This is a genomic window from Tranquillimonas alkanivorans, from assembly GCF_900115595.1.
Taxonomy (GTDB): Bacteria; Pseudomonadota; Alphaproteobacteria; order Rhodobacterales; family Rhodobacteraceae; genus Tranquillimonas; species Tranquillimonas alkanivorans.
In genome coordinates this window covers 1-23631 of record NZ_FOXA01000016.1, presented here as the reverse complement: position 1 = coordinate 23631, position 23631 = coordinate 1, and the positions used below count along the sequence as shown (strand labels likewise).

Annotated in this window: 21 protein-coding genes; 12 read left to right on the top strand and 9 right to left on the bottom strand. The window is 68.8% G+C overall.

Annotated features, from left to right (window positions below; all coding sequences use genetic code 11):
- Nucleotides 1-23 precede the first annotated feature (23 nt).
- The 3 genes from cobU (at nt 24) to BM162_RS16325 (ending at nt 2749) form a co-directional block, all read left to right on the top strand.
- Nucleotides 24-614 (top strand): bifunctional adenosylcobinamide kinase/adenosylcobinamide-phosphate guanylyltransferase, encoded by a 591-nt coding sequence (gene cobU, locus BM162_RS16335; RefSeq protein WP_342741176.1) that lies wholly within the window; start codon nt 24-26, stop codon nt 612-614.
- Nucleotides 614-1183 (top strand): histidine phosphatase family protein, encoded by a 570-nt coding sequence (locus BM162_RS16330; protein WP_439332839.1) that lies wholly within the window; start codon nt 614-616, stop codon nt 1181-1183. Before cobU ends, BM162_RS16330 begins: the two co-directional genes overlap by 1 nt.
- Before the next feature lie 63 nt (nt 1184-1246).
- Entirely contained in the window at nt 1247-2749 is a 1503-nt protein-coding gene (locus tag BM162_RS16325) for a YifB family Mg chelatase-like AAA ATPase (protein WP_093424324.1), read from the top strand.
- Here the strand turns inward: BM162_RS16325 and gshB are convergent.
- The 3 genes from gshB to rsmI form a co-directional block, all read right to left on the bottom strand.
- Nucleotides 2731-3687 (bottom strand): glutathione synthase, encoded by a 957-nt coding sequence (gene gshB, locus BM162_RS16320; protein ID WP_093424322.1) that lies wholly within the window; start codon nt 3685-3687, stop codon nt 2731-2733. The genes BM162_RS16325 and gshB overlap by 19 nt on opposite strands.
- Before the next feature lie 64 nt (nt 3688-3751).
- Complete coding sequence (locus BM162_RS16315; RefSeq protein ID WP_093424319.1) at nt 3752-4102, bottom strand: YraN family protein; 351 nt, start codon at nt 4100-4102, stop codon at nt 3752-3754.
- Nucleotides 4099-4959, bottom strand: coding sequence for a 16S rRNA (cytidine(1402)-2'-O)-methyltransferase (rsmI, locus tag BM162_RS16310; protein WP_342741174.1), 861 nt, complete (start codon nt 4957-4959; stop codon nt 4099-4101). The genes BM162_RS16315 and rsmI overlap by 4 nt, the downstream gene beginning before the upstream one ends.
- Nucleotides 4960-5046: 87 nt before the next feature.
- Between rsmI and BM162_RS16305 the strand changes: the two genes are divergently transcribed.
- Genes BM162_RS16305 through murJ form a run of 3 tightly spaced genes read left to right on the top strand, consistent with a single transcriptional unit; the run spans nt 5047 to nt 10557 of the window.
- A complete protein-coding gene (locus tag BM162_RS16305; protein ID WP_093424314.1) occupies nt 5047-6234 on the top strand; it encodes a penicillin-binding protein activator in 1188 nt (395 codons plus the stop codon).
- Complete coding sequence (locus BM162_RS16300; protein WP_093424312.1) at nt 6194-9013, top strand: [protein-PII] uridylyltransferase; 2820 nt, start codon at nt 6194-6196, stop codon at nt 9011-9013. The genes BM162_RS16305 and BM162_RS16300 overlap by 41 nt, the downstream gene beginning before the upstream one ends.
- A complete protein-coding gene (murJ, locus tag BM162_RS16295) occupies nt 9010-10557 on the top strand; it encodes a murein biosynthesis integral membrane protein MurJ (RefSeq protein WP_093424309.1) in 1548 nt (515 codons plus the stop codon). Before BM162_RS16300 ends, murJ begins: the two co-directional genes overlap by 4 nt.
- 64 nt (nt 10558-10621) lie before the next feature.
- Here murJ and BM162_RS16290 read toward each other — a convergent pair whose 3' ends face one another.
- Entirely contained in the window at nt 10622-11308 is a 687-nt protein-coding gene (locus BM162_RS16290; RefSeq protein WP_093424307.1) for a rhomboid family intramembrane serine protease, read from the bottom strand.
- 74 nt (nt 11309-11382) lie between these two features.
- Here BM162_RS16290 and trpS point away from each other — a divergent pair, with 74 nt between their 5' ends.
- Together trpS and BM162_RS16280 are read left to right on the top strand one after the other, a co-directional pair.
- Complete coding sequence (gene trpS, locus BM162_RS16285) at nt 11383-12408, top strand: tryptophan--tRNA ligase (RefSeq protein WP_093424304.1); 1026 nt, start codon at nt 11383-11385, stop codon at nt 12406-12408.
- A 93-nt stretch (nt 12409-12501) separates the two neighbouring features.
- The gene (locus BM162_RS16280) at nt 12502-12987 is read left to right on the top strand and encodes a VOC family protein (protein WP_093424302.1); all 486 of its coding nucleotides are present in this window, start codon (nt 12502-12504) and stop codon (nt 12985-12987) included.
- On the opposite strand, the gene rbsK is transcribed toward BM162_RS16280, so the two are convergent.
- Together rbsK and BM162_RS16270 are read right to left on the bottom strand one after the other, a co-directional pair.
- A complete protein-coding gene (gene rbsK / locus BM162_RS16275; protein WP_093424299.1) occupies nt 12984-13901 on the bottom strand; it encodes a ribokinase in 918 nt (305 codons plus the stop codon). The genes BM162_RS16280 and rbsK overlap by 4 nt on opposite strands.
- A 63-nt stretch (nt 13902-13964) precedes the next feature.
- Nucleotides 13965-14579: a DUF998 domain-containing protein gene (locus BM162_RS16270; RefSeq protein ID WP_245759302.1), complete on the bottom strand. Its 615-nt coding sequence runs from the start codon at nt 14577-14579 to the stop codon at nt 13965-13967.
- A 220-nt stretch (nt 14580-14799) separates the two neighbouring features.
- Here BM162_RS16270 and BM162_RS16265 point away from each other — a divergent pair, with 220 nt between their 5' ends.
- Together BM162_RS16265 and BM162_RS16260 are read left to right on the top strand one after the other, a co-directional pair.
- Entirely contained in the window at nt 14800-15576 is a 777-nt protein-coding gene (locus BM162_RS16265) for an ion channel (RefSeq protein ID WP_245759301.1), read from the top strand.
- A 162-nt stretch (nt 15577-15738) separates the two neighbouring features.
- Nucleotides 15739-17799 carry an ATP-binding protein gene (locus tag BM162_RS16260; protein ID WP_093424291.1) on the top strand — a complete coding sequence of 687 codons (2061 nt, stop codon included), beginning with the start codon at nt 15739-15741 and terminating at the stop codon, nt 17797-17799.
- A 15-nt stretch (nt 17800-17814) separates the two neighbouring features.
- Here the strand turns inward: BM162_RS16260 and BM162_RS16255 are convergent, their stop codons facing one another.
- The 3 genes from BM162_RS16255 to BM162_RS16245 all read right to left on the bottom strand — a co-directional run bounded on the left by BM162_RS16255 (nt 17815) and on the right by BM162_RS16245 (nt 22241).
- Entirely contained in the window at nt 17815-19878 is a 2064-nt protein-coding gene (locus BM162_RS16255) for a S8 family serine peptidase (RefSeq protein WP_093424289.1), read from the bottom strand.
- A 45-nt stretch (nt 19879-19923) separates the two neighbouring features.
- Complete coding sequence (locus BM162_RS16250; protein WP_143096182.1) at nt 19924-21591, bottom strand: AfsR/SARP family transcriptional regulator; 1668 nt, start codon at nt 21589-21591, stop codon at nt 19924-19926.
- A 128-nt stretch (nt 21592-21719) separates the two neighbouring features.
- Complete coding sequence (locus BM162_RS16245; RefSeq protein WP_093424283.1) at nt 21720-22241, bottom strand: hypothetical protein; 522 nt, start codon at nt 22239-22241, stop codon at nt 21720-21722.
- A gap of 236 nt (nt 22242-22477) precedes the next feature.
- Between BM162_RS16245 and BM162_RS16240 the strand changes: the two genes are divergently transcribed.
- On the top strand, nt 22478-23047 hold the full coding sequence (locus BM162_RS16240) for a hypothetical protein (protein WP_143096181.1): 570 nt from the start codon (nt 22478-22480) through the stop codon (nt 23045-23047).
- Nucleotides 23048-23411: 364 nt separating this feature from the next.
- Nucleotides 23412-23631: transposase (locus tag BM162_RS16235; protein WP_143096180.1), on the top strand; the 220-nt coding region annotated here is incomplete at its 3' end.

Sequence of the window (23631 nt, the reverse complement as noted above, 5' to 3'; positions counted from 1 at the left end):
CCTACCGCGGCAGGCCTTCGTGAATGTTTCGCCACGTCTACGCGGTGCAAACGCCACCGGATCAAAGAAAGTTCGAGCGTATGTTGCCAAAGGTTACTTTTGTCCTAGGCGGTGCCTCCTCCGGAAAGTCCGATTTCGCCGAGAAGTGTGTCGGCCTGGCGGACGGAAAACGGGTCTACTTGGCCACCGCGCAGGCCTTTGACGACGAGATGGAGGCGAAGATCGCGGCGCACCGCACGGCCCGCGGCCCGCACTGGCGCACGGTCGAGGCACCGCTCGACCTGGTCACCCCGCTCGAGGCGCTGGCGGCGGACGAAATCGCCCTGCTCGACTGCCTGACGCTGTGGCTGAGCAACCACTTGCTGACGAACAGCGACATCGAGGCCGAGACGCAGCGCCTTCTGGCTGCGATCGACAGCGTCCGCTGTCCCTTGGTCGTCGTCTCGAACGAGGTCGGCGCGGGCGTCGTGCCCGACAACGCGCTCGCCCGCCGCTTCCGCACGGCGCAGGGCCGGCTCAACCGTCTGGTGGCCGGACGCGCCGACAGCGTGGTGACCGTGATGGCCGGCCTGCCGCTGGCGCTGAAGGGTCCGCTGCCCCCGGTGCCGGCATGATCGCGACCCTCTGGTGGGTGCGCCACGGTCCTACGCACGCCAAAGGCATGGTCGGCTGGACTGACCTTCCGGCCGACCTCTCCGACACTCCGGCGCTCGACCGGTTGGCCGCGCACCTGCCGCCGGACGCGGCCGTCGTCTCCTCCGACCTCGCACGCGCCGTCACGACCGCCGACGCAATCTGCGGGCCGCGCCGCCGCCTGCCGCACGACCCGGGCCTGCGCGAGATCCATTTCGGCACCTGGGAGATGCGCCGCCACGACGAGATCGAGGCCGAAGCGCCCGAGCATATCCGAGCCTTCTGGGACGCCCCCGGCGACGTGCGCCCCCCGGACGGCGAAAGCTGGAACGCACTCTCGGCTCGCGTGTCGGCCGCGGCCGACCGGCTCGCGGTCCCGGGCGGCGACCTGATCGTCGTCGCCCATTTCGGGGCGATCCTGAGCCAGGTTCAGCGCGCTCTCGGCATTCCGGCGCGCGAGGCTTTCGCCCAGCCCATCGACACCCTGTCGGTAACGCGCCTGACCTTCGACGGGACGTGGCGACTGGAGGAGGTGAACCACCGGCCCTGACGGATTAACGGTTTCGAAAGGCTGTGCCTGTAGCAAGATCTCGAACTCGGGCGGAGAGCATGTTTGGTCGCACGCGCCTATACGGTAGCCTTTGAAGGGATCGAGGCGCGGATCGTCGAGGTGCAGTGCGCCGTGGCGGCGGGGCTTCCCGCCTTCAGCATCGTCGGCCTGCCGGACAAGGCGGTGTCCGAGGCGAAAGAGCGCGTGCGCGCCGCGTTCAGCGCCATGTCCATCGCGTTGCCGTCCAAGCGGATCACGGTGAACCTGTCGCCCGCCGACCTGCCGAAAGAGGGCTCGCATTTCGACCTGCCCATCGCGCTCGCACTGCTCGCCGCCATAGACGTCATCCCGACCGATGCCGTGGAGGCGACCCTCGCCCTCGGGGAATTGTCGCTGGATGGCTCGCTGGTCCAGGTCATCGGGGCGCTTCCCGCCGCCATGGCCGCGGCCGAGGAGGAACGAACGCTGCTCTGCCCCCGCGCCTGCGGGGCCGAGGCCGCCTGGGTCGGCGCGGCCGAGGTGATCGCACCGCCCTCGCTCGCCGCCGCCGTGCAGCACTATACCGGCCAGTCGCCGCTCGCGCCCGCCGATCCGGGCGAAGTTGTGGACGAGGTGCGCCGCCGCGACCTGCGCGAGGTGCGCGGGCAGGAACGCGCCAAGCGCGCGCTCGAAATAGCGGCGGCGGGGCGGCATCACCTGCTGATGGTCGGCACGCCCGGATCGGGCAAGTCGATGCTGGCCCAGCGCCTGCCCGGGATTCTGCCGCCCCTCTCGGCGGCCGAGGCGCTGGAGACGTCGATGATTCACTCCCTTGCCGGCCTGCTGGACGAAGGCGGCATCTCGCGCCAGCGCCCGTTCCGCGAGCCGCACCACACCGCCTCGATGCCTGCCATCGTCGGCGGCGGAAAGGGCGCGAAGCCGGGCGAGATCAGTCTCGCCCATAACGGCGTGCTGTTCATGGATGAATTTCCGGAATTCCCGCGACAGGTGCTGGAAACCCTGCGCCAGCCGATCGAGACGGGCGACGTCGTCATCGGCCGGGCCAACGCCCATGTCCGCTACCCGTGCCGGTTCATGCTGGTGGCCGCGGCCAATCCTTGCAGATGCGGCTACATGACGGACCCGGCGCGCGCCTGCGCCCGGGTTCCAGCCTGCGGCGACGATTACATGGGCCGGATCTCCGGGCCGCTGATGGACCGGTTCGACCTGCGGGTGGACGTCCCGCCCGTGGCCTTCACGGACCTCGACCTGCCGCGCTCGGGCGATGGTTCGGCGGAGGTGGCGTCCCGGGTCGCGGCGGCGCGCGACGTGCAAGCAGAGCGATACGCAACCCATGCCGACACGCGCGTCAACGCGGATGCGGCCGGGGCTGTCCTGGAAGACATAGCGTCGGCCGACGCGGAAGGAAAAGTGCTTTTGACGCGGGCGGCAGAGCGGTTCGGCCTGACCGCCCGCGGCTATCACAGGGTGCTACGCGTCGCACGCACCATCGCCGACCTGGAGGCGGAGGGCGAAGTTCGCAGCCCACACGTGGCCGAGGCGCTGAGCTACCGCTTCCCGTCCTGAGCGCGCCGCGTCTCAATCGCGTCCCAGATGCGCCCGGCGATGTCGGTGTCGTCGAAGCGCTCGAGCTCCTGGATGCCGGTGGGCGAGGTAACGTTGATTTCGGTCAGCCGGTCCCCGATCACATCGATGCCGACGAAGACCTGGCCCTTCTCACGAAGGACCGGCCCGATGGCGGCGCAGATCTCGCGGTCGCGGTCCGTCAGTTCGGCCTTCACGGCGCGCCCGCCGACATGCATGTTCGACCGGGTCTCGCCCTCGGCCGGGATGCGGTTGATCGCGCCGACCGGCTCACCGTCCACCAGGATCACGCGCTTGTCGCCCTTCTCCACCGCCGGCAGGAATTTCTGCGCAATGAGAGGCTCCCGGCTGAAGCCGGTGAACAGCTCGTGCAGGCTGGCGAGATTTCGGTCCTCGTGCCCCAGCCGGAACACGCCTGCCCCGCCGTTGCCGTATAGCGGCTTGAGGATCATGTCTCCGTGCGCCTTCTTGAACGCCCGCAGGTCGGCGAGGTCGCGCGCGATCATCGTCGGTGGAATCAGTTCGGGGAACTGGAGCACCAGCAGCTTTTCCGGCGAATTGCGCACCCAGAAGGGATCGTTGACCACGAGCGTCGAGGGGTGGATCGCCTCAAGCAGGTGGGTCGTCGTTATGTATCCCATGTCGAACGGCGGGTCCTGCCGAAGCCAGATGACGTCCATGGTGGCGAGGTCGAGCTCAACCTCGTCGCCCTTCGTCACGTGATCGCCGCGCACGCGGCGAACCTCCACCGGCCAGCCCCGCGCCGTCAGGCGGCCGTCGCTCCAGCACAGCCGGTCCGGTGTGTAGACGAACAGGCGGTGCCCCCGCGCCTGCGCCGCCTCCGCTAGGCGGAAGGTGCTGTCGGCGTCGATGTCGACGCTCTCGATCGGGTCCATCTGGAAGGCGACGGTAAGCGACATGGGCTCTCCGAAATCTGGAATCGCCCTTACATGGCGCAGCCCGCACGTGCTGACAATGGGCGGCTCAGAGGAAGACGTTCTCCCGGACCTCGACGCGCCCCGTCCCGTCAACCAGTGCCACGTCGAACCGCGCCTCGGTGTCAGCACCGCGGGGCTCGCCCGCCATGAACTCACCCGCCGCCGCGTGCAGCCGCGCGATCTGTCGCGGCGAAACACGCTCGGCGGCGCGTGCGTGGGTGCGCGACGCCTTCACCTCGACGAAGATCAGGCGGTCGCCGTCCCGCGCGATGACATCGATCTCGCCGCCGCGCCCGCGCCAGCGGCGTTCGGCGATGGCGGCACCGCAGCGGGCGTAATGCTCGGCCACCCGTTCCTCGGCGGCCGCACCGGCCCAGTAGGACGTGCCCCCGCTCATTTCCGGCCCCGCGCCAGCGCTGCCTGGTACACGTCACGCTTCGGCAGTCCCAGCGCCTTCGCCACGTGCGCCGCCGCATCCTTCACGCTCATCGTCTCCATCGCCGCCTCCAGCGCCATTTCCATGTCTTCCGCCGAAGCGCCGGCGCGGTCGCGATCCACCACGATCACGATCTCGCCTTTCGGCGGCGTCCCGGCGTAGGCGTCAGCAAGCTCCGCGAGCGTGCCCCTGCGCGCCTCTTCGAAGCGCTTGGTCAGCTCCCGGCACACCGCCGCCCCCCGGTCCGCTCCCAACACTTCCACAAAGTCCCTAAGACTTCCTGAAAGCCGCCTGGGCGACTCGAAAAAGATCAGCGTCGCCGGCACCTGCGCCACCTCTGCCAGCGCCCGCCGCCGCGCCGCGCCGGCCGGCGGCAGGAAACCCGCGAAGAGGAATCGGTCGCTCGGAAGCCCCGCCACCGTCAGCGCGGCCAGCACCGCCGAGGGGCCCGGTGCGCCGGTGACCGGCAGCCCGCGCGCGATCGCCTCGCGCGCCAGGACGAAGCCGGGATCGGCGACCAGCGGCGTGCCGGCCTCGGAGGCGTAGGCGACCGAGCGGCCTTCCTCGATCATCCGCAGGAGGCGGGGGCGCACCTGCGGGCCGTTGTGGTCGTGGTACGCGATCAGCGGCCGGTCGCCGAGATGGATGCCGTGGATTTCCATCAGCTTGCGCGCCGTGCGGGTGTCCTCGGCCGCGATGACGTCGGCCGAGGCCAGCGTGTCGAGCGCCCGCAGCGTGATGTCGCGTGCGGTCCCGATGGGCGTGGCGAGGAGGTAGAGCCCCGGCTCCAGCGGGACGGTCCGCGCGATGCCGCTCATCGCCATGCCGCCCGCGATTTACACTCTGTCGTCTTGCGCATAGGGTCTCGATGCCTTGTCCGAGCGACACCACGAGGGATCCCCACGATGTACGCCCACGTCCGCGCTGCCCGCAAGCCGATCGCCCGATTGATGGCCGGCCTTCTTCTCATCGCCGCGGCCGCCTGCGCGCCCGTCGCCCCGCTCGCCCCTGGGGCCGATGTCGGCCAGCGCATCGATCCGGGCGCGGCCGTGCCGGTGGCGCTGCTGGTGCCGACAAGCGATCCCGAGGGTGGCGCAATCCTGGCGCGAAGCGCCGAGAACGCCGCGCGGCTTGCCATCGCCGATCTCCAGGGGGCCGAGGTCGACCTGCGCGTCTACGACACCGCGGGCCAGCCCGGGCAGGCCGCCGAGGTAGCCCGGCAGGCCGTGGCCGACGGCGCCAAGATCATCCTCGGCCCCGTCTATTCGCAGACCGCGAACGCCGCGGGTGTCGCGGTGGCCGGCCAGAACGTGAACCTGCTGTCGCTGTCGAACAACACCTCGATCGCCGGGGGAAACGTCTTCGTCCTGGGCAACACGTTCGAGAACACGGCGCAGCGGCTCGTCGAGTACGCGGTCAGCCAGGGCAAGCGGAACATCTTCGTCATCCACGGCACCGACCTGGCCGAGCAGCAGGGGCGCGACGCCATCCTCTCGGCCATCTCGCGCAGCCCGGCCTCGCTCGCCGGGGTGGGCAGCTTCGAGCTGAGCCAGGAGGGCGTGACCTCGGCCGCGCCGCGTCTGGCGCGCGAGGCGAACGCCGCGGGCGCCGACGCCGTGTTCCTGACGTCGGGCACCTCGGGTGCGCTGCCGTTCCTGGCCGACCTGCTGCCCGAGGCGGGGCTCGATCCGGACGTGACGCAGTATATCGGGCTTCAGCGGCTCGACATCCCCACCAGCGCCCTGTCGCTGCGCGGCCTGCAGGGGGCGTGGTTCGCCCTGCCCGACCAGGGGATGAGCGACCGGTTCGCCGCGCGCTACCGCGCCGCCTACGGCATGGACCCGCACCCGATCGTGTCGGCCCCCGCCTATGACGGCATCGCCGCCATCGGCGCGCTGGCGGCCCGGGGCGACCGGGGCGCGCTGACCTCGAGCGCGCTGACCCAGGGCCAGGGCTTCGCGGGCGCCAACGGCGTGTTCCGGCTGCTGCCCGGCGGCACCATCCAGCGCGGCCTGGCGGTCGCTCAAGTCCAGAACAACCAGGTGGTAGTGATTGACCCCGCCCGACGCAGTTTCGGCGGCGCCGGTTTCTGAACCGGCCCCGTCCGACGACACCCACCGCGTGCCGGGCGACCTGATCCGCCCGGTCCGCGAGATCTTCGACCGCACCGCCGTCCGCCGCGACATCGAACGCGACCTCGCCGAGACCGAGGGCGCGGCCGAGCAACGGGCGGCAGTCGTGCGCCACCTCAAGGCCGCCCTGGCCGCGGGACGCGAGAGCATCGCCGCGGCGTTCGCCGAGCGACCGTTCGACGCCCGGCCCACCGTCTCGGCCTACAGCTATCTTACCGACAGTGTCGTCACCTGCGTCTTCGACATCGCGCTGACGCACCTGCACCCGAACCCGAACCCGACCGAGGGCGAGCAGATCGCCGTCTTCGCCGTCGGCGGCTACGGCCGGGGCGAGATGGCGCCGTTCTCCGACGTCGACCTGCTGTTTCTCACGCCCTGGAAGCTGACGCCCTGGGCCGAGAGCGTCATCGAGACGATGCTGTACATCTTCTGGGACCTGCACCTGAAGGTCGGCCATTCCAGCCGTACGGTGAAGGAATGCCTTCGGATGGGGCGCGAGGACTACACGATCCGCACCGCGCTGCTGGAGCACCGGTTTCTGGCCGGACACCCCGCGCTCGAGGACGAGCTGCGCGAGCGGCTTTGGAACGAGCTGTTCAGCGGCACCGGGCAGGACTTCATCGAGGCGAAGCTGGCCGAACGGGCCGAGCGGCACCGCAAGCAGGGCGGGCAGCGGTATGTCGTCGAGCCCAACGTGAAGGAGGGCAAGGGCGGCCTGCGCGACCTGCAGACGCTGTTCTGGATCGCCAAGTACATCAACCGCGTCCAGGACGTGGGCGAGCTGGTGGAGCGCGGCCTGTTCACCCGCGACGAGTTCGACGCCTTCGTGAAGGCCGAAAGCTTCCTGCTGGCCACGCGCTGTCACATGCACCTCGCCGCCGGGCGACCCGTCGACCAGCTGACCTTCGACATGCAGATCGAGGTGGCCGAGCGCATGGGCTTCGAGGACCGCGGCGGCCGGCGCGGGGTCGAGCATTTCATGCAGACCTACTTCCGCCACGCCACGCGGGTGGGCGAGCTGACGCGCATCTTCCTGACCGCGCTCGAGGCCGACCACGTGAAGCAGGCGCCCAGCCTGCAGCGCCTGTTCCGGCGCCGCCGCCGCGTGCGCAAGGGCTTCAAGGTGGATCAGAACCGCCTGAACGTGGCCGATCCGAAGGCCTTCCTGGACGACAAGCTGAACCTGCTGCGCATCTTTGAGGAAGCGCTGCGCACCGGCTACTTCATCCACCCCGAGGCGATGCGGCTGATCGCGGCGAACCTCGACGTGATCGACGACGGCATGCGGCGCGACCCCGAGGCGGTGCGCATCTTCCTCGACCTTATGCTGCGCCACGGCAATCCCGAACGCGCCCTGCGCCGGATGAACGAGATCGGCGTGCTCGCGGCCTTCCTGCCCGAGTTCGAGCCGGTCGTGGCGATGATGCAGTTCAACATGTACCACCACTACACGGTGGACGAGCACACCATCCAGTGCATCTCGACCTTGGCCGAGATCGAGCGCGGCGAACTGGTCGAGGAACTGCCGATCGCCAGCCGCATCCTGACCGAGGGCGTGAACCGCAAGGTGCTCTACGTTGCGCTTCTGCTGCACGACATCGGCAAGGGCCGGAACGAGGATCACTCGGTCGTCGGCGCCCGCATTGCCCGCAAGGTCTGCCCGCGGCTGCGCTTGCGTTCGTCGGACTGCGACACGGTGGAGTGGCTGGTGCGCTACCACCTGCTGATGTCCGACATGGCGCAGAAGCGCGACCTGTCGGACCCGCGCACGGTGCGAGATTTCGCCAAGGCGGTGAAGACCAAGAAGCGGCTCGACCTGCTGACCGTGCTGACCGTCTGCGACATCCGCGGCGTCGGCCCGGGCACCTGGAACAACTGGAAGGCGCAGCTGATCCGGTCGCTCTATAACGAGACGGCGGCGGCGCTCGAGACGGGGCTCGAGGACCTCAACCGCGAAACCCGCGGGGCCGAGGCCAAGCGCGCGCTGCGCGACTCGCTGGCGGGCTGGGACCGCGCCAGCCTCCGGCACGAGACCAACCGCCATTACCCGCCCTATTGGCAGGGGCTGGGAACTGCCGAGCACGTGACCTTCGCCAACCTGCTGCGCGACATCAGCGCCGACGAGATTCGCATCGACCTGATGCCGGACGAGGGACGCGACGCGACCCGGGCCTGCTTCGCCCTGTCGGATCACCCCGGCATCTTCTCGCGGCTGGCCGGAGCCCTGGCGCTGGTGGGGGCGAACGTGGTGGACGCGCGCACCTATACGTCCAAGGACGGCTACGCGACCGCCGTGTTCTGGGTCCAGGACCACGAGGGCGCGCCCTACGAGGAGTCGCGCCTTCCGCGCCTGCGCCAGATGATCGAGCGCACGCTCAGGGGTGAAGTCGTGGCGCGAGACGCCTTGGCGCCGAAGGACAAGATCAAGAAACGCGAGCGCGGCTTCCGCGTGCCGACCTCGATCGCCTTCGACAACGAGGGCTCCGAGATCTACACGATCATCGAGGTCGACACCCGCGACCGGCCGGGTCTGCTGTATGACCTGACGCGGACGCTGGCCAACAACAACGTCTCGATCGCCTCCGCCGTCATCGCGACCTACGGCGCGCAGGTGGTCGATACCTTCTACGTCAAGGACATGTTCGGGTTGAAAATCCACAGCGCGCCGAAGCGCGAGGCGCTCGAGAAGAAGCTGCGCGAGGCGATCGCCAAGGGTGGCGAGAGGGCGCTGGACGGATGAAGCCCACCCGCCTGATCTCGGGCTTCCTGACCGTCGGGGTCTGGACGCTGGCCAGCCGCGTCTTCGGCTTCGCCCGCGACATCATGCTGGCCGCCATCCTCGGCGCCGGGCCGGTGGCCGAGGCGTTCCTGATCGCCTTCGCCCTGCCCAACATGTTCCGCCGGTTCTTCGCCGAGGGCGCGTTCAACACGGCGTTCGTGCCCATCTTCTCGAAGAAGGTCGAGGCGGGCGAGGACGCCGAGGCGTTCGCCCGCGACGCCTTCACCGGGCTCGCCACGATCCTGATCCTGTTCACCCTGCTCGCGCAGGTGTTCATGCCGTGGCTGGTGCTGGCGATGGCCAGCGGCTTCACCGAGGATGCGCGCTTCCCGCTCGCCGTGGGGTACGGGCGGATCGTCTTCGTCTACATCCTGTTCATCTCGCTCGCGGCGCTGCTTTCGGGCGTGCTGAACGCCATCGGCCGCTTCGCCGCCGCCGCCGCCGCGCCGGTGCTGCTGAACATCATCCTGATCGGCGTTCTGTTCCTCGCCGGCGCGGGCGACGCGGACGGCGCGCGCGTCGGCACTCTGCTCAGCTGGGCGGCGGTGATCGCGGGCATCGCGCAGCTTGCGCTGGTCTGGATCGCGGCGCACCGGGCCGGATACCCGCTGCGGCCCGTGCGGCCCAAGTGGACGCCCGAGCTCAAGCGCCTGGCCGTCATCGCCGCGCCCGCCGCGCTGGCGGGCGGCGTGGTGCAGGTGAACCTGCTGGTCGGCCGGCAGGTCGCCAGCTTCTTCGACGGCGCGATCGCCTGGCTCAGCTACGCCGACCGGCTGTACCAGCTTCCGCTCGGCGTCGTCGGTATCGCGATCGGCGTCGTGCTTCTGCCCGACCTCTCCCGCCGCCTGCGCGCCGAGGACACCGAAGGCGGGCGACACGCCTTCAACCGCGCCGCCGAGATGTGCCTGGCCCTGACCGTGCCCTCTGCCGTCGCCTTCGTCGCCATCCCGATGCCGCTGGTGTCGGCGCTGTTCCAGCGCGGAGCCTTCGGAGCGGACGACACCGCCGCCACCGCCGCCGCGCTCGCCGTCTACGCCATCGGCCTGCCGGCCTTCGTGCTGCAAAAGGTGCTGCAGCCGCTGTTCTTCGCCCGCGAGGACACGCGCTCGCCCTTCCACTTCGCGCTGGTTGCGCTGGTCGTGAACGCGCTTCTCGCCATCGGACTGGCCCCTGTCATCGGCTACCTCTCCGCAGCCATCGGTACGACCGTGGCGGGCTGGGCGATGACGTGGCTCCTGTGGCGCGGCAGCCGGCAGATGGGCGAGGCGGCGCTGCTCGACGACCGCTTCCGCCACCGTCTGCCCCGGATCGTCATCGCGTCGCTCGGCATGGGGGTCTGCCTGATCGCGGCGCAGGTTGCGCTGGGTCCGGTCCTCGCGCTCGAGGCATGGCGCATCCTGGCGCTCGCCCTGCTCGTGAGCCTGGGGATCGCCAGCTATTTCGGCATCGGGGCCGGCATCGGCGCATTCGCGATGTCGGACTTTCGCAGCGCGGTGCGGCGGTAAGGCTTCTCGGTCCCTGCGGTCCCTCCAAGCGAGGAGCGCCCGCAGGAAGCGATGAGCGCCGCGCCTATCGCTGACGCAGCTTCGCCACCGCCCGGCTCCACCCGCCGGGGCTGACGACGAAGGACAGGCCGAAGCCGGTCGCGAAGCCGGCGAGTTCGGCCACCCACTGGTTCGACGCGCCGAACAGCAGCCCGAACAGAAGCTGGATGCCCAGCAGGAACCCGATCAGCGTGAATGCACGCATCCGGTTCTCACCCATCGCGCCAAGGCCCACCCAAAGCAGGAAGGTGTAGGCGCCGATCAAGCCATAGACGGCCGGGAACCCCCCGATCAGCGCCGTCGGATCATCGAGCGCCAACGTATAAACCAGCGCCCCGGAGATGGCCGAGCCGAAGAACACCGCCAGGAACGCCGCCGGGTGAAACACCTCGGCCACCATCTTGCCCAGCGCCAGCAGGAACACGACGACGAACAGCACGTGCGTGAAATCCAGGTGCACGAACGGGTACGTCACCAGCCGCGCCACCTGGTCCAGCGGCCATTGCCCCGTCATCGCCATCCGCTCGAACAGGTCGGGCGAAAAGGCAAAGCGGTTGAGCGCGTCGATGCGCCAGCCCACCGCCTGCGGCCCGCCCGCCAAACCGCGTGCGCCGGCTTGGAAGATCAACTCCACCAGCACCATCGCCGCCGCCAGGGCGGTGACCATCGGCGGAAGCGGGTTGAAGGGTGCTGCCCGGTAGTCGCTGCTCATGCCGTGCCTTTCTTGACGGGCCTTCCGCCCATGGGTAAGCGAGCCGGGCACGGATTTCCAGATGGAGCGACGTCATGGCCGAGAGCCGATTTACCCCGCGCGTGTTCTCGGGCATCCAGCCCTCGGGCGGGCTGACGCTGGGCAACTACCTGGGCGCGATGAAGCGCTTCGTCGAGATGCAGAACGCCGACGACGGGTTCGAGTGCGTGTATTGCATGGTCGACCTGCACGCCATCACCGTCTGGCAGGACCCCGCCGCGCTGACCCGCAACACCCGCGAGCTCTGCGCCGGATTCATCGCCGCCGGGATCGACCCCGAGCGGTCGATCCTCTTCAATCAGAGCCAGGTGCCCGAGCACACGCAACTTGCCTGGATCTTCAACTGCGTGGCCCGAATGGGCTGGATGAAGCGGATGACGCAGTTCAAGGACAAGGCCGGCAAGAACGCCGAGAACGCTTCGCTCGGGCTGTTCGGCTACCCGGCGCTGATGGCGGCGGACATCCTTGTCTACCACGCCACGCACGTGCCGGTGGGCGAGGACCAGAAGCAGCACCTTGAGCTGACGCGCGACATCGCGGCGAAATTCAACCACGACTATGGCACGAACTTCTTCCCGCTGACCGAGCCGGTGATCGAAGGCGCGGCGACGCGCGTGATGAGCCTGCGGGACGGCTCGAAGAAGATGTCGAAATCCGATCCCTCGGACATGGCGCGGATCAACATGACCGACGACCCCGACGCCATCGCGCAGAAGATCCGCAAGGCCCGCACCGACCCCGAGCCCCTGCCCGACAACGAGGCCGCGCTTGAAGAGCGGCCCGAGGCGCGCAACCTCGTCAACATCTTCGCCGCTCTGTCCGATCGCTCGGTGGCCGAGGTGCTGGCGGATGTCGGCGGCAAGCAGTTCTCGGAGTTCAAGCCGATGCTGGCCGATCTGGCCGTCGAGCAGCTTTCGCCCATCTCGTCCGAAATGGCGCGCCTGATGGAGCAACCCGACGAGATCGACGCCATCCTCGCCCGCGGCGCCGAGCGCGCGAGAGAGATTGCGGCGCCTATCCTGCGCGACACGTACAGGATCGTGGGAATGGTCGGCGCCTGAGCCGCGCATCGGCGCACCCCAACCGTGCGCCGGCGCCGAGTTTTCCGGAGCCTGCAGAAGCTCTAGGTGGTTCTCCTAGTAAAGGAGGCCACCATGCCTGCAACCGTCCCGCCCGAGACCCGCGTCGGGCACGTACACCTGAAGGTCGCCGACCTCGAGCGCGCCATCGCCTTTTATTCCGGCATCCTCGGCTTCGAGGTCACACAGCGCTACGGCCCAAATGCCGCATTCCTTTCGGCCGGTGGCTACCATCACCACATCGGCCTGAATACGTGGGATAGCGCGGGCGGAACGCCGCCGCCGCGCGGGCATACGGGGCTCTACCACACCGCGTTCCTGTTTCCTGACCGCAGGAGCCTGGGGGCCGCGGTGAAGCGGGTGCTCGACGCCGGTGTCGCGCTGGTCGGGGCGGCGGATCACGGGGTCAGCGAGGCGGTATACCTCTCGGACCCCGACGGCAACGGCGTCGAACTTTACTGCGATCGTCCAGAGGCTGACTGGCCGCGTGACGGCGAGGGACGGCTGGCAATGATCAACGGCCCTCTCGACGTCGCGGCGCTGGTCGCCGAGGCGGATTAGGCGTCCAGCAGCGCCTCTATCTCGTCGCGGGCCGGCATCGACGGCCCGGCACCGGCCCGCGTGACAGAGATGCCGGCGGTGGCGCAGCCGAAGCGCACGGCCTCGACCGCGTCGCGCCCCTCGGCCAGCGCGGCGGCGAACCCGCCGTTGAAGGCGTCGCCGGCGCCCGTGGTCTCGACCACCGGCCCGGCGCGGAAAGCGGGCACGTGCGCCGAGCGCTCCGCGTCCTTGTAGAACACTCCGTTCTCGCCCAGCGTGATGACGGCCGCGCCCACGCCCTTCGCCATCAGTGCATCGGCTGCACGCTCCGCGTCCTCCAGTGTCTCGACGCTCAGGCCCGTCAGCGCCTCGGCCTCGCTTTCGTTCGGGGTGACGTAGTCGCACAGCGCGAGCATGCCGTCGGGCAGTTCCGCCGCCGGGGCGGGGTTCAGGATGGTGCGGGCGCTGCCCTCGCGCGCGATCTGAAGCGCCCGGATTGCCGCCTCCATCGGCTGTTCGAGCTGCGTGATGAAGACCGACGCGCCAGCGATCAGATCGGCCCGTGCCTCGACATCGGCGGCCGACAGCGTGCCCGCCGCGCCGGGGCTGACGATGATGGCGTTGTCGCCCGTGTCCTCCTGGACGAAGATGAAGGCCGCGCCGGTCGCCGCATCCTCGACCTGCGCGACCGCGGGTGTCACGCCGGCGTCTTCCCAGACACGCAGCGCCATGTCGGCGAAGGTGTCGCGGCCGAGCTTGCTGACGAAGTGGACGTCGCCGCCGGCGCGGGCGGCCGCGATCGACTGGTTCGATCCCTTGCCACCCGGGCCGAGCGCGAAAGAGCTGCCCAGGATCGTCTCTCCCATCCGCGGCTGGCGCGGGGCGCGATAGGTGGTGTCTGCGACGAACACCCCGAGGATGACGATACGGCCCATGACGCTCTCCCTTCTGCGGTCGGCCGGACACTAGACCGGGCGGCAGGTCGGAGCAATCTGCGCCTACCCCACCGCCGTGAGCGGGCCGGCGCGGCGACGCAGGTGCCGCGCCGTGCGCGACACCCAGGCCAACATGATCAGGGCCAGAACCCGTTCGGCCGCACCGTTCCAGCTGTCCGACGGGACGAACATGTAGAACGGGCCGAGGATGATCCACGCGACCGCCATCGCCAGGCTGAACCGCTCGAGCTTGCCGGACACGTCGCGCAGCGCCGGAATCGCGGCCAGCGCGGCACCGGGGAACAGCACGCCCAGCGCGTATACGCCCCACTGATGGATGTCCGCGCCGGGGTTGCCTTCGCCCGCGTACTCGTTGACCTGCGCGATGACGGCGACGTCGACCGCCAGGAGCACAAGGCACAGCATTGACAACCAGCCGTAGCGGGCGCGCGCCGCAACGGGCCACAAGGCCAGCGTAAGGGCAATCGCAGCGACAGAGAAGCACCACAGGCCCAGGTCCATCAACCAACTGCTGGGCCCCACGGCGAGGTCGCTGATGGTCTGCGCGACGGGATTGTATCCGTTGGCCAGAAACCACGAGATCATGTCGGCCAGCACGGCGGCGATGCACCCGGCGACGGCAACGGCGGCGGCAGAGCGCAGGGCGGAGGGGGTCATCGCGGCCCCCCGGCGCATCCGGGCGCGCGGCCTGCGCGGCGGGGGGGTCGCGGCTGTGTCATACTCGTCCTCCTGCACGTCGTTTCGCGGCCCGCCGGCTCGCGGCAGGCGATCGCCTGCCCAAAACCCGCGTCCTGCGGAAGTTCCTGAACGTGCCGGGCGTTGGACTTCGGCGCGTGGCGGTTTAGGACGAGGAGGAGGAGCAGCGGCCGGAGGCGCTTTGGCAGACAAAACGACGCTCGAACTGGTCCGGGAACTTTATGAAGGCACCAGCGACCGGGCGAACACCTTTCGCTACTGGCTGATCGCCTTCGACGTCGCGACGATCCTGTTCGTGATCGGAGCCTCGTTCACCGATCACGGGCCCATGGTGCAGGCGCTGGCGCTGTTCCTGGGCGTATTCATCTGCGCCGACCTGGCCGCCCGGTTCGCCATCGCGTGGTCGAAGGTCCGGTTCCTGAGCTACCCGACCACCTGGGCCGACATCGTGGCGACGGTGTCGTTCGTCCTGCCCCTCGCGGGCGAGGGGCTGGGCTTCCTGCGCGTGCTGCGGACGCTGCGGCTTTTGCACACCTACCAGCTTCTGGTGCGCCTGAGGGGCGACTTCCGGTTCTTCCGCGAGAACGAGCAGGTGCTCGGCGCCGCGGCGAACCTCGGCGTGTTCCTCTTCGTGATGACGGGGATCGTGTACGCCACGCAGTACCGCATAAATCCCGACATTGGCAATTACGCCGACGCGCTCTATTTCACCGTTACCGCACTCACCACGACCGGCTTCGGCGACATCACCCTGCCGGGCACTTCAGGGCGGATGATCGCGGTCGTCATCATGATCTTCGGCGTCACGCTGTTCCTGCGCCTCGCGCAGGTGCTTTTTCGCCCAACGAAGGTGCGCCACCCCTGCCCCACCTGCGGACTTCTGCTGCACGACGCCGACGCGATCCACTGCAAGCACTGCGGCACGACCGTCAATATCAAGACCGAGGGAACGGTCTGAAGCGCCCTGCCGAGGGCGGAAAACCCATTCACCGCCACATTCGCGCCGCGAAATCTGTCGCGCGCGCCGCCTAGGGTCGGATCAGGGGACGACTTCGGCCGCTCCAGGGGGGACGGCCGCGTGCGACAAGACCGGGGACACCGGCAGAGCGACGGGTGCAGAATGGGCAGGAACCGCTTTCGGTTCGATCGGCAATACGGTCTGCTTGCGGGCCTGATCGGCATCCTGGCCGTCGTCGCGGGGGTGGTCCTGCTGGACCAGGACCATCAGCGCCATGTCAGCCAGTTGCGCAGCATTCTGATGCAGGACGCTCGCATCCTGAGCGAGAAGCTGGAACACTCGATGTTCGAAATGGACCTGGTGGCGGATTCGCTCGCGAAGGCGACCGGGCGCAATCCCGACCTCGGGCAGGAACAATTCGCCGAGACGGTGAGCAAGCTCGTGGACTACCACGCCGCCATCCGCAACGTCGCCGGGGCGCCGGACCTGCGGGTGGAATACGTCTACCCGGTCGAAGGCAACGAGGAGGCCATCGGCCTCGACTACCGCAGCCTGCCCGACCAGTACGCGGCCGTGAAACAGGCGGTGCGGCAGCGCGCGCCCTATCTCGACGGGCCGGTGGACCTGGTGCAGGGCGGCAGCGGGTACATCCTGCAATACCCCGTCTTCACCGAAACCGGAGAAGGGCGGAGCCACCTCTGGGGGGTCGTCTCGCTTGTCGTGTCGCAGGAGGGACTTCTGGGCCTGGAGGCCACCGGCCTTGATTTCGACGACGTCGCGCTGCGCCGGACGCTGCCCTCGGGCGTGCCAGGCGAAGTCGTCTATGGCCGGGCACAGGTTTTCGATGCCGATCCCATCATCCAGCGACTGACGCTGCTGGGCGACAAGTGGGAGCTCGCCGTGCTGCCCACTGGCGGCTGGCCTGCGGGGTCGCCCCGCGCCCCCCTGATAGTCAGCGCCACCGCGCTTGCCGCGCTGCTTCTGATCGGCAAGGTGCTGTTCATGGGGCATCTCGCGCAGGCGCGGGAATCGGCGCGCAAGCTGCTGCTGTGCTCGATCGAGGCGATGAACGACGGCTTCGTGCTTTACGACGAGGAGGACCGTCTGGTCATGCGCAACACGCGCGCGAAGGCCTTCTATGCCCCCACGGCGGCCGAGATGCCGCCGGGCACCGCGTTCGAGGACATCATCCGAGAAGAGCTTCGGGTCGGGCACTTCGACGAGGTCGAGGATGCGGAGGCGGCAGAGGCGTGGTTCCAGGAGCGCCTGCGCGCGCACCGTGCGGCGACGGGCGTGGCCGAGCAGACGCTGGCCGACGGTCGCTGTATCAAGATCGCCGAGAGCCGGACGCCGCAGGGTTACACGGTCAGCTCGATCGTCGACGTGTCCGAACTCAAGGCCGCGCAGCAGGCGGCCGAACGGGCGGATCGGAAAAAGTCGGAATTCCTCAACAACATCAGCCACGAGCTGCGCACGCCGCTGACCGTGATCCTTGGCTACGCGCCGTTCCTGGCCAAGCCAACGGCGCTGGTGCAGGCGAAGGCGCTCAACGAAATGCTGGCGCGCGACGACGCCATGACGCCAGAGGTGCGCGCCGCGGTCTCCAAGATGCTGGGGGCCGTCGAACGGCACGGGCAGCGGGTTGAAGGGTCGGCCAAGCACCTGCTGGCCATGGTCAACGAGATCCTAGACTGGGCTCATGTCGAGCGGGGCAAGGTGCAGCTGAGGCCCGAACGCTTCAGCGCCGCCGGAATGCTGAGCGAGATCGCGGACGAGTTCGAGGAGCAGGCGCGTCGCAGCGGCCTCGACCTGACCTGCGACTGCGTAGTGGACGAGATCGAGGGCGATCCGGTCCGGCTGAAACAGGTGCTCTACAACCTCGTCGGAAACGCGCTGAAGTTCACCGACGACGGCGCGGTGACACTCGCCGCGCGGCGCGTGCCCGAGGGCGTGGAGTTCTCGGTCGAGGACACCGGCTGCGGCATCGACGGCGAGCATCTCGAAACCATCTTCGAGCAATTCCAGCAGGTCGACGGCTCGGACACCCGCCGCCACGGCGGCACGGGCCTGGGCCTGGCCATCGCCAAGCACTTGGTGGAACTGCACGGCGGCATCCTGCGGGTAACCAGCGAGACCGGGCGCGGCAGCCGATTTTTCTTCGTCCTGCCGGAGGCCGAGGCCGCAGACGTCGCGCCGGAGGCCGCGGAGCAAGAGGTCGCCTGACGGCCGATCCGGAGGTCAAACGACCTTGACGGTGAGCACGCCGTAGCCGCGCGTCACGTCATACTCCGCATCAAGCGCCTCGACGATGGCCGAACGAATTGCCGGGCCCGTCACGCCATCGCCGGCGCGCGTCTCGATCATTCGGGCGACTATGCCTGCCGCCTGCGCCGAAGCGGCCGAGGTTCCGCCGAAGCCCTGCTCGCCCTCGTGTCCCGAATATAGGCTCGCCGGATCCTCGGCGTAGCCGCCGTGCCCCAGGATGTCCGGGGCGGGAACGTAGTTATAGCGGGTCACGCCATCGGCGGGCGGTGCGGCGGACGGGTCCTCGTCACGGTCGCTCGGGCACAGGAGGCACAGGCCGGGACCGGACTGGCTGTAGGCGGCGGGAACCAGCGGCGAATTCGCGTCCGTCGGATCCGTCAGCTTGGCCGAGCCGACGACGATAATACCCGTCCCGGCGAAAGCGTCGCCCCGGTCGGCGATGTCCAGCGCCGCGACGGCCTTCAGCCGTTCTTCCGGGACGGATAGCCCGGCCCCGTCGAGCATCCGCATCACGGCAGAAGCCCCTGCTTTGTTTCTCAGCGCCTCGATGGCCGCGGTGAAGTCGGACGGTGCGCCGGGGTAGGAAATCGCGGCGGTCCCGTCGTTGCCTGCCGGGATAATCACCGGCACGGCGACGCTTGCCAGGAGGATGGCGAGCGCGAGAGGGTCGCACGGGCCGGCAAAGGCGTCCATGTCCACCGGCTCACTCCAAGCCGCCGGATATACGCTCTCCTCCGGGCGGACGAAAGGCGGCCCCACGAGCACGACTTTTGCGCCGAGCTCGACCACTTGCAGGATCGACCCGGCGACGGCCAGCCGGTTCTCGTGCGTATCGGCCAGCCGCGTCGTCACGCGGACGGGCAGCAGGTGCGCTTCGGGCGCCGCGCCCCAGAGCGGGCAAATGGGCGTGTGTCGGCCGACGATGAGCCCGCCCATCGCGGTGCCGTGGCCCCCGCCCTTGGACGAGAAGGCAAGCCGCGCATCCCGGGCGCGCGGATAGTCGACGTTGATCGCGGCCCTCGACTCCGCCCACAGCTCCTGGTCGCCGCAGCCCGCGAGCCGCGCGTCGATGGCGTGGGCGTCGCCTTCGCCGAAGGTCGGGTGCGTGACGTCCACCGGCGCATCGATCAACGCGATCCTGACGCCCTTGCCCCCCCGGTCGATGTTGCCGTGCTTTTCGCTGATGCCCATACGGGCGAGCGACCACTGCACCGGTACGGGCCGTTTCCGCGCCTCGGGCAGGCGCGCGACAAGCGGGCCGGTCCCCAGGTACGGCGAGCGATGCGGAGAGATGCCCTGCACGTCGGCGATCGCCTCGACGAACAGTTCGTCGTACGCCTCGCGCAGATCGGTGAAGGCGGCCCGTGCGATCTCTGCGCCGGCCTCTCCGTCGGAGGCGTAGTGCACACCCGCCCATTCGCGATTTTCGCGGATGCGGTCGGCGACGTCGAAGGCCTCGGCCATCACACCGGGGTCGTGGCCGAACACCTCGGCCAGCCCATGCGCGGTCAGCGCGGCCTGAAGCGCATGGCCACTGGGATAGGCGGCGTGGTTGGGTACGGAAACCGAGGGATCGATCCCGTGATCCAGGAGGTGCGGGCGCGGACGCTCGAACTTGGCCTTGTAGTGCGCCGCGAGCGCCAGCCCCGCGTCCTGCAGCAGCACCATCAGCCGGATCAGGCTCGTGGGAGCGCCGGCCGCGTTCTGAAAGATGTCGAGGAACGGCGGAATGATGTCGTCGACCTCGGCGTCGATCTCGGGCTGGCGTTTCTTCCGCTCCCGCGACTCCTGCTTTCGCAGGAGTTCATCCAGTTCGGCGCGCACGAAATCGCCGTCATAGTGTGGCCGCCCCGGAACCTCGTCACCGAGCGCGGCGACGATATCGTCCAGCCGCTGGTACAAGCGGCGGACGTACTTCTGGTCGCGCACCGTCCACGCCCGGTAGAGCGGGCCGAGAACGTCGCCGGCGCCGCCCTGCGCCTTCGTCTTCGTCTTGGTCTTGGTTTTCGTTTTGGTCTTCGTCTTCGTCTTGGTCATGGCGCAGCCTCCCCTGTTGGCGTGCGGGTGCAAGACAGCAGGCCGTCACTCCAGAAGACCGCTGTGGCGAAGTCCCTCGTGAATCATCGTCAGACTGTTGTTGGACGCGCGAGCGAAATCCTCGTGGTCCATCCGCTCGGTCCCGAAATGCGGGTCGAGTTCGCGGATCTGCCGGTAGCAGTCCAGCGCCGCCTCGCGCTCATCCAACAGCGCGTGCGAGACGAACATGTGGCGCAGCACCGGCAGGAAGCGCGGGCGCTTGGCGAGCACACGGCGTCCGATCCGGATGGCGTCGGAGTGCCGGCCCTGCAACGTGGCCGCGATGACGGCCGAGGCATCGTAGTAATACCGGTAGGGGCTGTATCGGCCCAGGTTGCGCGCGACGTCCGCCGCCTGCGCCCCCCGCTCGATGTCGCCGGAATAGATGTGATTCATCGCGGTTGCATCCCATGCGAACGCCAGGTTCGGCAGGACTCGGCGGCTCTCGTACAAGTGCCGCGCCGCGGTGGCGAGGTCACCGCGCAGGAACCCTTCGTAGTGCCCGGCGATCGCCCGCACGACCGCGTTCGACGGGTCGGACTCGAGCGCGCGCGCCAGATGCTCGCCCGCCTGCCCGACCGCCTCGTCCCGCGTCTCGCGGATCTCGTTGCGCAGGAGCATGGCTCCGAACGCCAACCAGGCCTCGGCATTGGGCGAGGCGGCTTGGCCGGTGAACTGCCGCAGGAGGTCTTGCGCGTCCAGGATCCCCTCGCGCGAGAGGCCGAAGAGCTGGTGGACGGCGGTGTAGAGCGTCGGCCGGATCTCGGGCCCCGCCTGCCGCGAGATCAGCGCCTCGATCGAGTCGACGGCGCCCATGACGAACTCCATCATCGTCTCGGACGCGATGGCGAAGGCGGCATCCCGGTCGCTGGCGATGGAGGACGTCCAGATCACCTTTCCGGTGGCCGGAACCCGCGCGACGATGGTCGCCTGAAGTTCCTGCCCGATGAGCGACACGCGCACCTCGACCAGCACCGGCGGGCGCGACACGGAGTCCTGCGCCTTGCCTTCAAGCTGATTGCTCTGCACGTCGCGCAGGTCGTAGGTGTCGACGAAGCCGTTCTGGCGAAACGTGTTCTCGATGGCGTTGGTGATCCGTTCCGCCACGACCTCGGCGCGCACGTCGTCGGCCACGACCACGGGGTTGCCGATCAGCACGCAGGGCAGCGTCGCCGCGTCCGGCGGGACGACCGGGGCCGGAGACCGGTTTCCCGCTTCCATCATGGCCCGCCGCGCGTCTTCCAGACGGACGGCGAAGGCCTGGCGTTCCTCGCGCAACCAGTCCTCACCGGCCTCGCCGAGCCGCGGCGCATCCTCGAAGAACTCCACCCGCGTGTCGTCGCCGGGATCAAGCGCGACGTCCACGTGGTCGAGCCAGACGTGCTCGTAATCGGCCTGCACCGCATCGCTCCACGGCGCCAGCGATTTCCTGAGAACGTGCAGCGACTGCCGGAGCGAGTTCGACGCCTGCACCTCGAACGCCCTGTCCCACAGCCGCGACTTCAGCCATTCGCGAGACCGGCGTCTGTCGCGGGCGGTGGCCAGCATCGCCAACAGCACGCGCGCCTTCTTCTCCGAGACGCGCAGTTCACGCCCGTCGGGGTCGCAGAGTCGGAAGTTTCCGACCAGCGACAAGCTCAGCCAGTCCGGGCTGCGGCCGGTGATCTTGCCCATCGGGCCGTCTCCGCCAAAACCGTCGCCACCCCCCGCGGGGACGAGGCTTTCGGTGTCCAGAGTACGCCCAAACGGCCCCACCTGTGAACTGCGGAGCGCGAAGTCGTCCGATATGCGGCCAAGCAGGATCATCGCGGGCGGTCCGCCTCGTTTACTCTAGGGATGAAACCGGGCGGCAGGAGCTCGTCGCACCACGGCACGTACCGCGCCTTCAGGTGGACAGTCGCACCCGGCTCGTTCGCCGCCAGCAGTACGCAGTCGCCGACCGGGCGCGTTCCCGCGCCCGGTCTCAGTCGCACCGCTCCGGTCAGACAGAGCCGATCCTCGTGAAGGAGAACATAGCCGTCTCCGCTCACGAGGTGTCCCTGAACGGCGGCCCCCCCGGGCAACTCCCGCTCGACAAGGAACAGCTCTCCGCCGTTGACGCCCCGCGAAACGAGCGTCGCAAGGATCGCAAGGTCCGGCGACAAGCGAGGCGGCGCCTCCGTCTCCGATCCCAGGCAGGTGCCGGCGCTGGCGATGCTTAAGAACTGGTTACGCTCGCCTGATCGGGCGACGATCAGGAACTCGCTCCGCTCGCTGACGACCGTTTCCGGCTGCCAGTAGCTCGCCGTCGTCCGCCAGTTCTGCATGGCTACGAAAAAACTCACTACTCCACTCCTCCGCCGTTTCGCAGGGCAGTGCCGACGGTGGATCGGAGCGGTCAGCGCCGCGTCCAGATACGCGTCAAAGGTGCGTTAGAATTGCCGGATAATGCCGATGATCATTGGCACACACTTCCGGTGCCGCGCCGCCCGCGAACGGCTTGTCTTGGTCGAATTCCGCTATCGCAGGCTTTTTGACGCTCCTCCGACGCGGGATCGCACGACCGTTTCACGGTGCGCTGATGGCACGGGTGTTCCTTTCTGCATGTCGCGACGAAGCAGATCGGCGCGGCAGAAACCGAACCCTGAAGAAAAGGATGCACACCATGCATATGCACCGTATCGCCGCCGCCGCCGCTTTCGCTGCCGGCCTCGCCTCGGCGGCCACCGCGCAGTCCGACCAACTCGCCCGGGCAGCCGGCGTGCCGCCCGGCGTCTACTCGAGCAATGAGCTCATGCGCATCCGCGAGGCGCAAGAGCGAAATAACCGCCACCAACTGCGCTACTACCTCGAGCACCGCAACCGCGCTCCCGCTGCCACGGCCGGGGCCGAGATGCTAGGCCGCTCGGCGGGTCTGGACGCTGCGGGCCGGCGCAGCGGCGACATCTTTCGGCTGCTGAATGCGCGCGAGGAGAATGACACCCTGACGGTTCGCCGGATATCCGAAGGCACGCGGTCGGACGTGATGGGCACCATCGCCTCAAAGTCGCAACTCGCGGCGCCTTCCCACCTCTCCCCGGCGGAGCACAGCATCGCCGAACTCTTCCGCCAGCGCATGGCCGAGCAAGAGCATGGGGACCCGGATGATTGAGTGCATGAGTAAACGATGGGCGGAGCGGGCAAGCCCGCTCCGACCACGACGTCGCACCCTGCCGGCCCACGGCGCCAACGGACCTCCGATCCGATTTCATCAAGGAGACAGCCGCTCAGGCGGCAGTGGGCCGCCCAATGCATAGCCGCCTTCGTGAAAGTATTGGCGTGGGCGGCCAGGGCTTCTCTCTCTGGTCCGGATCGTTCCGGCATTCGCTTGTCCGGACCGGCCTGCATTGTTTTTTGGCGGTGACCGAGTTCCGCAACTCGATTCTCAAGCGGCGCTGCCTGAGGGAATGGAGTGCCCCCGCTGGAGTGGTCCGCCCCCAGGGATAAAATGATCCCGTTATGGAGAGGACCAGAGAATGGCTGGGAAGCGAGAGAAGCCCGAGGACATCGTCTTGAAGCTGCGGCAGGTTGCAGTTCTGCAAGGCCAAGGACTATCGGTCGGTGATGCAGCGCGCCAGGTCGGCATCACGCAGCAGAGCTACTACCGCTGGCGCAGGCAGTATGGCGGCATGAGCCGCGATCAACTGAAGCGGCTCAAGGAACTGGAGGCGGAGAACCGACGGCTCCGGCGGGCTG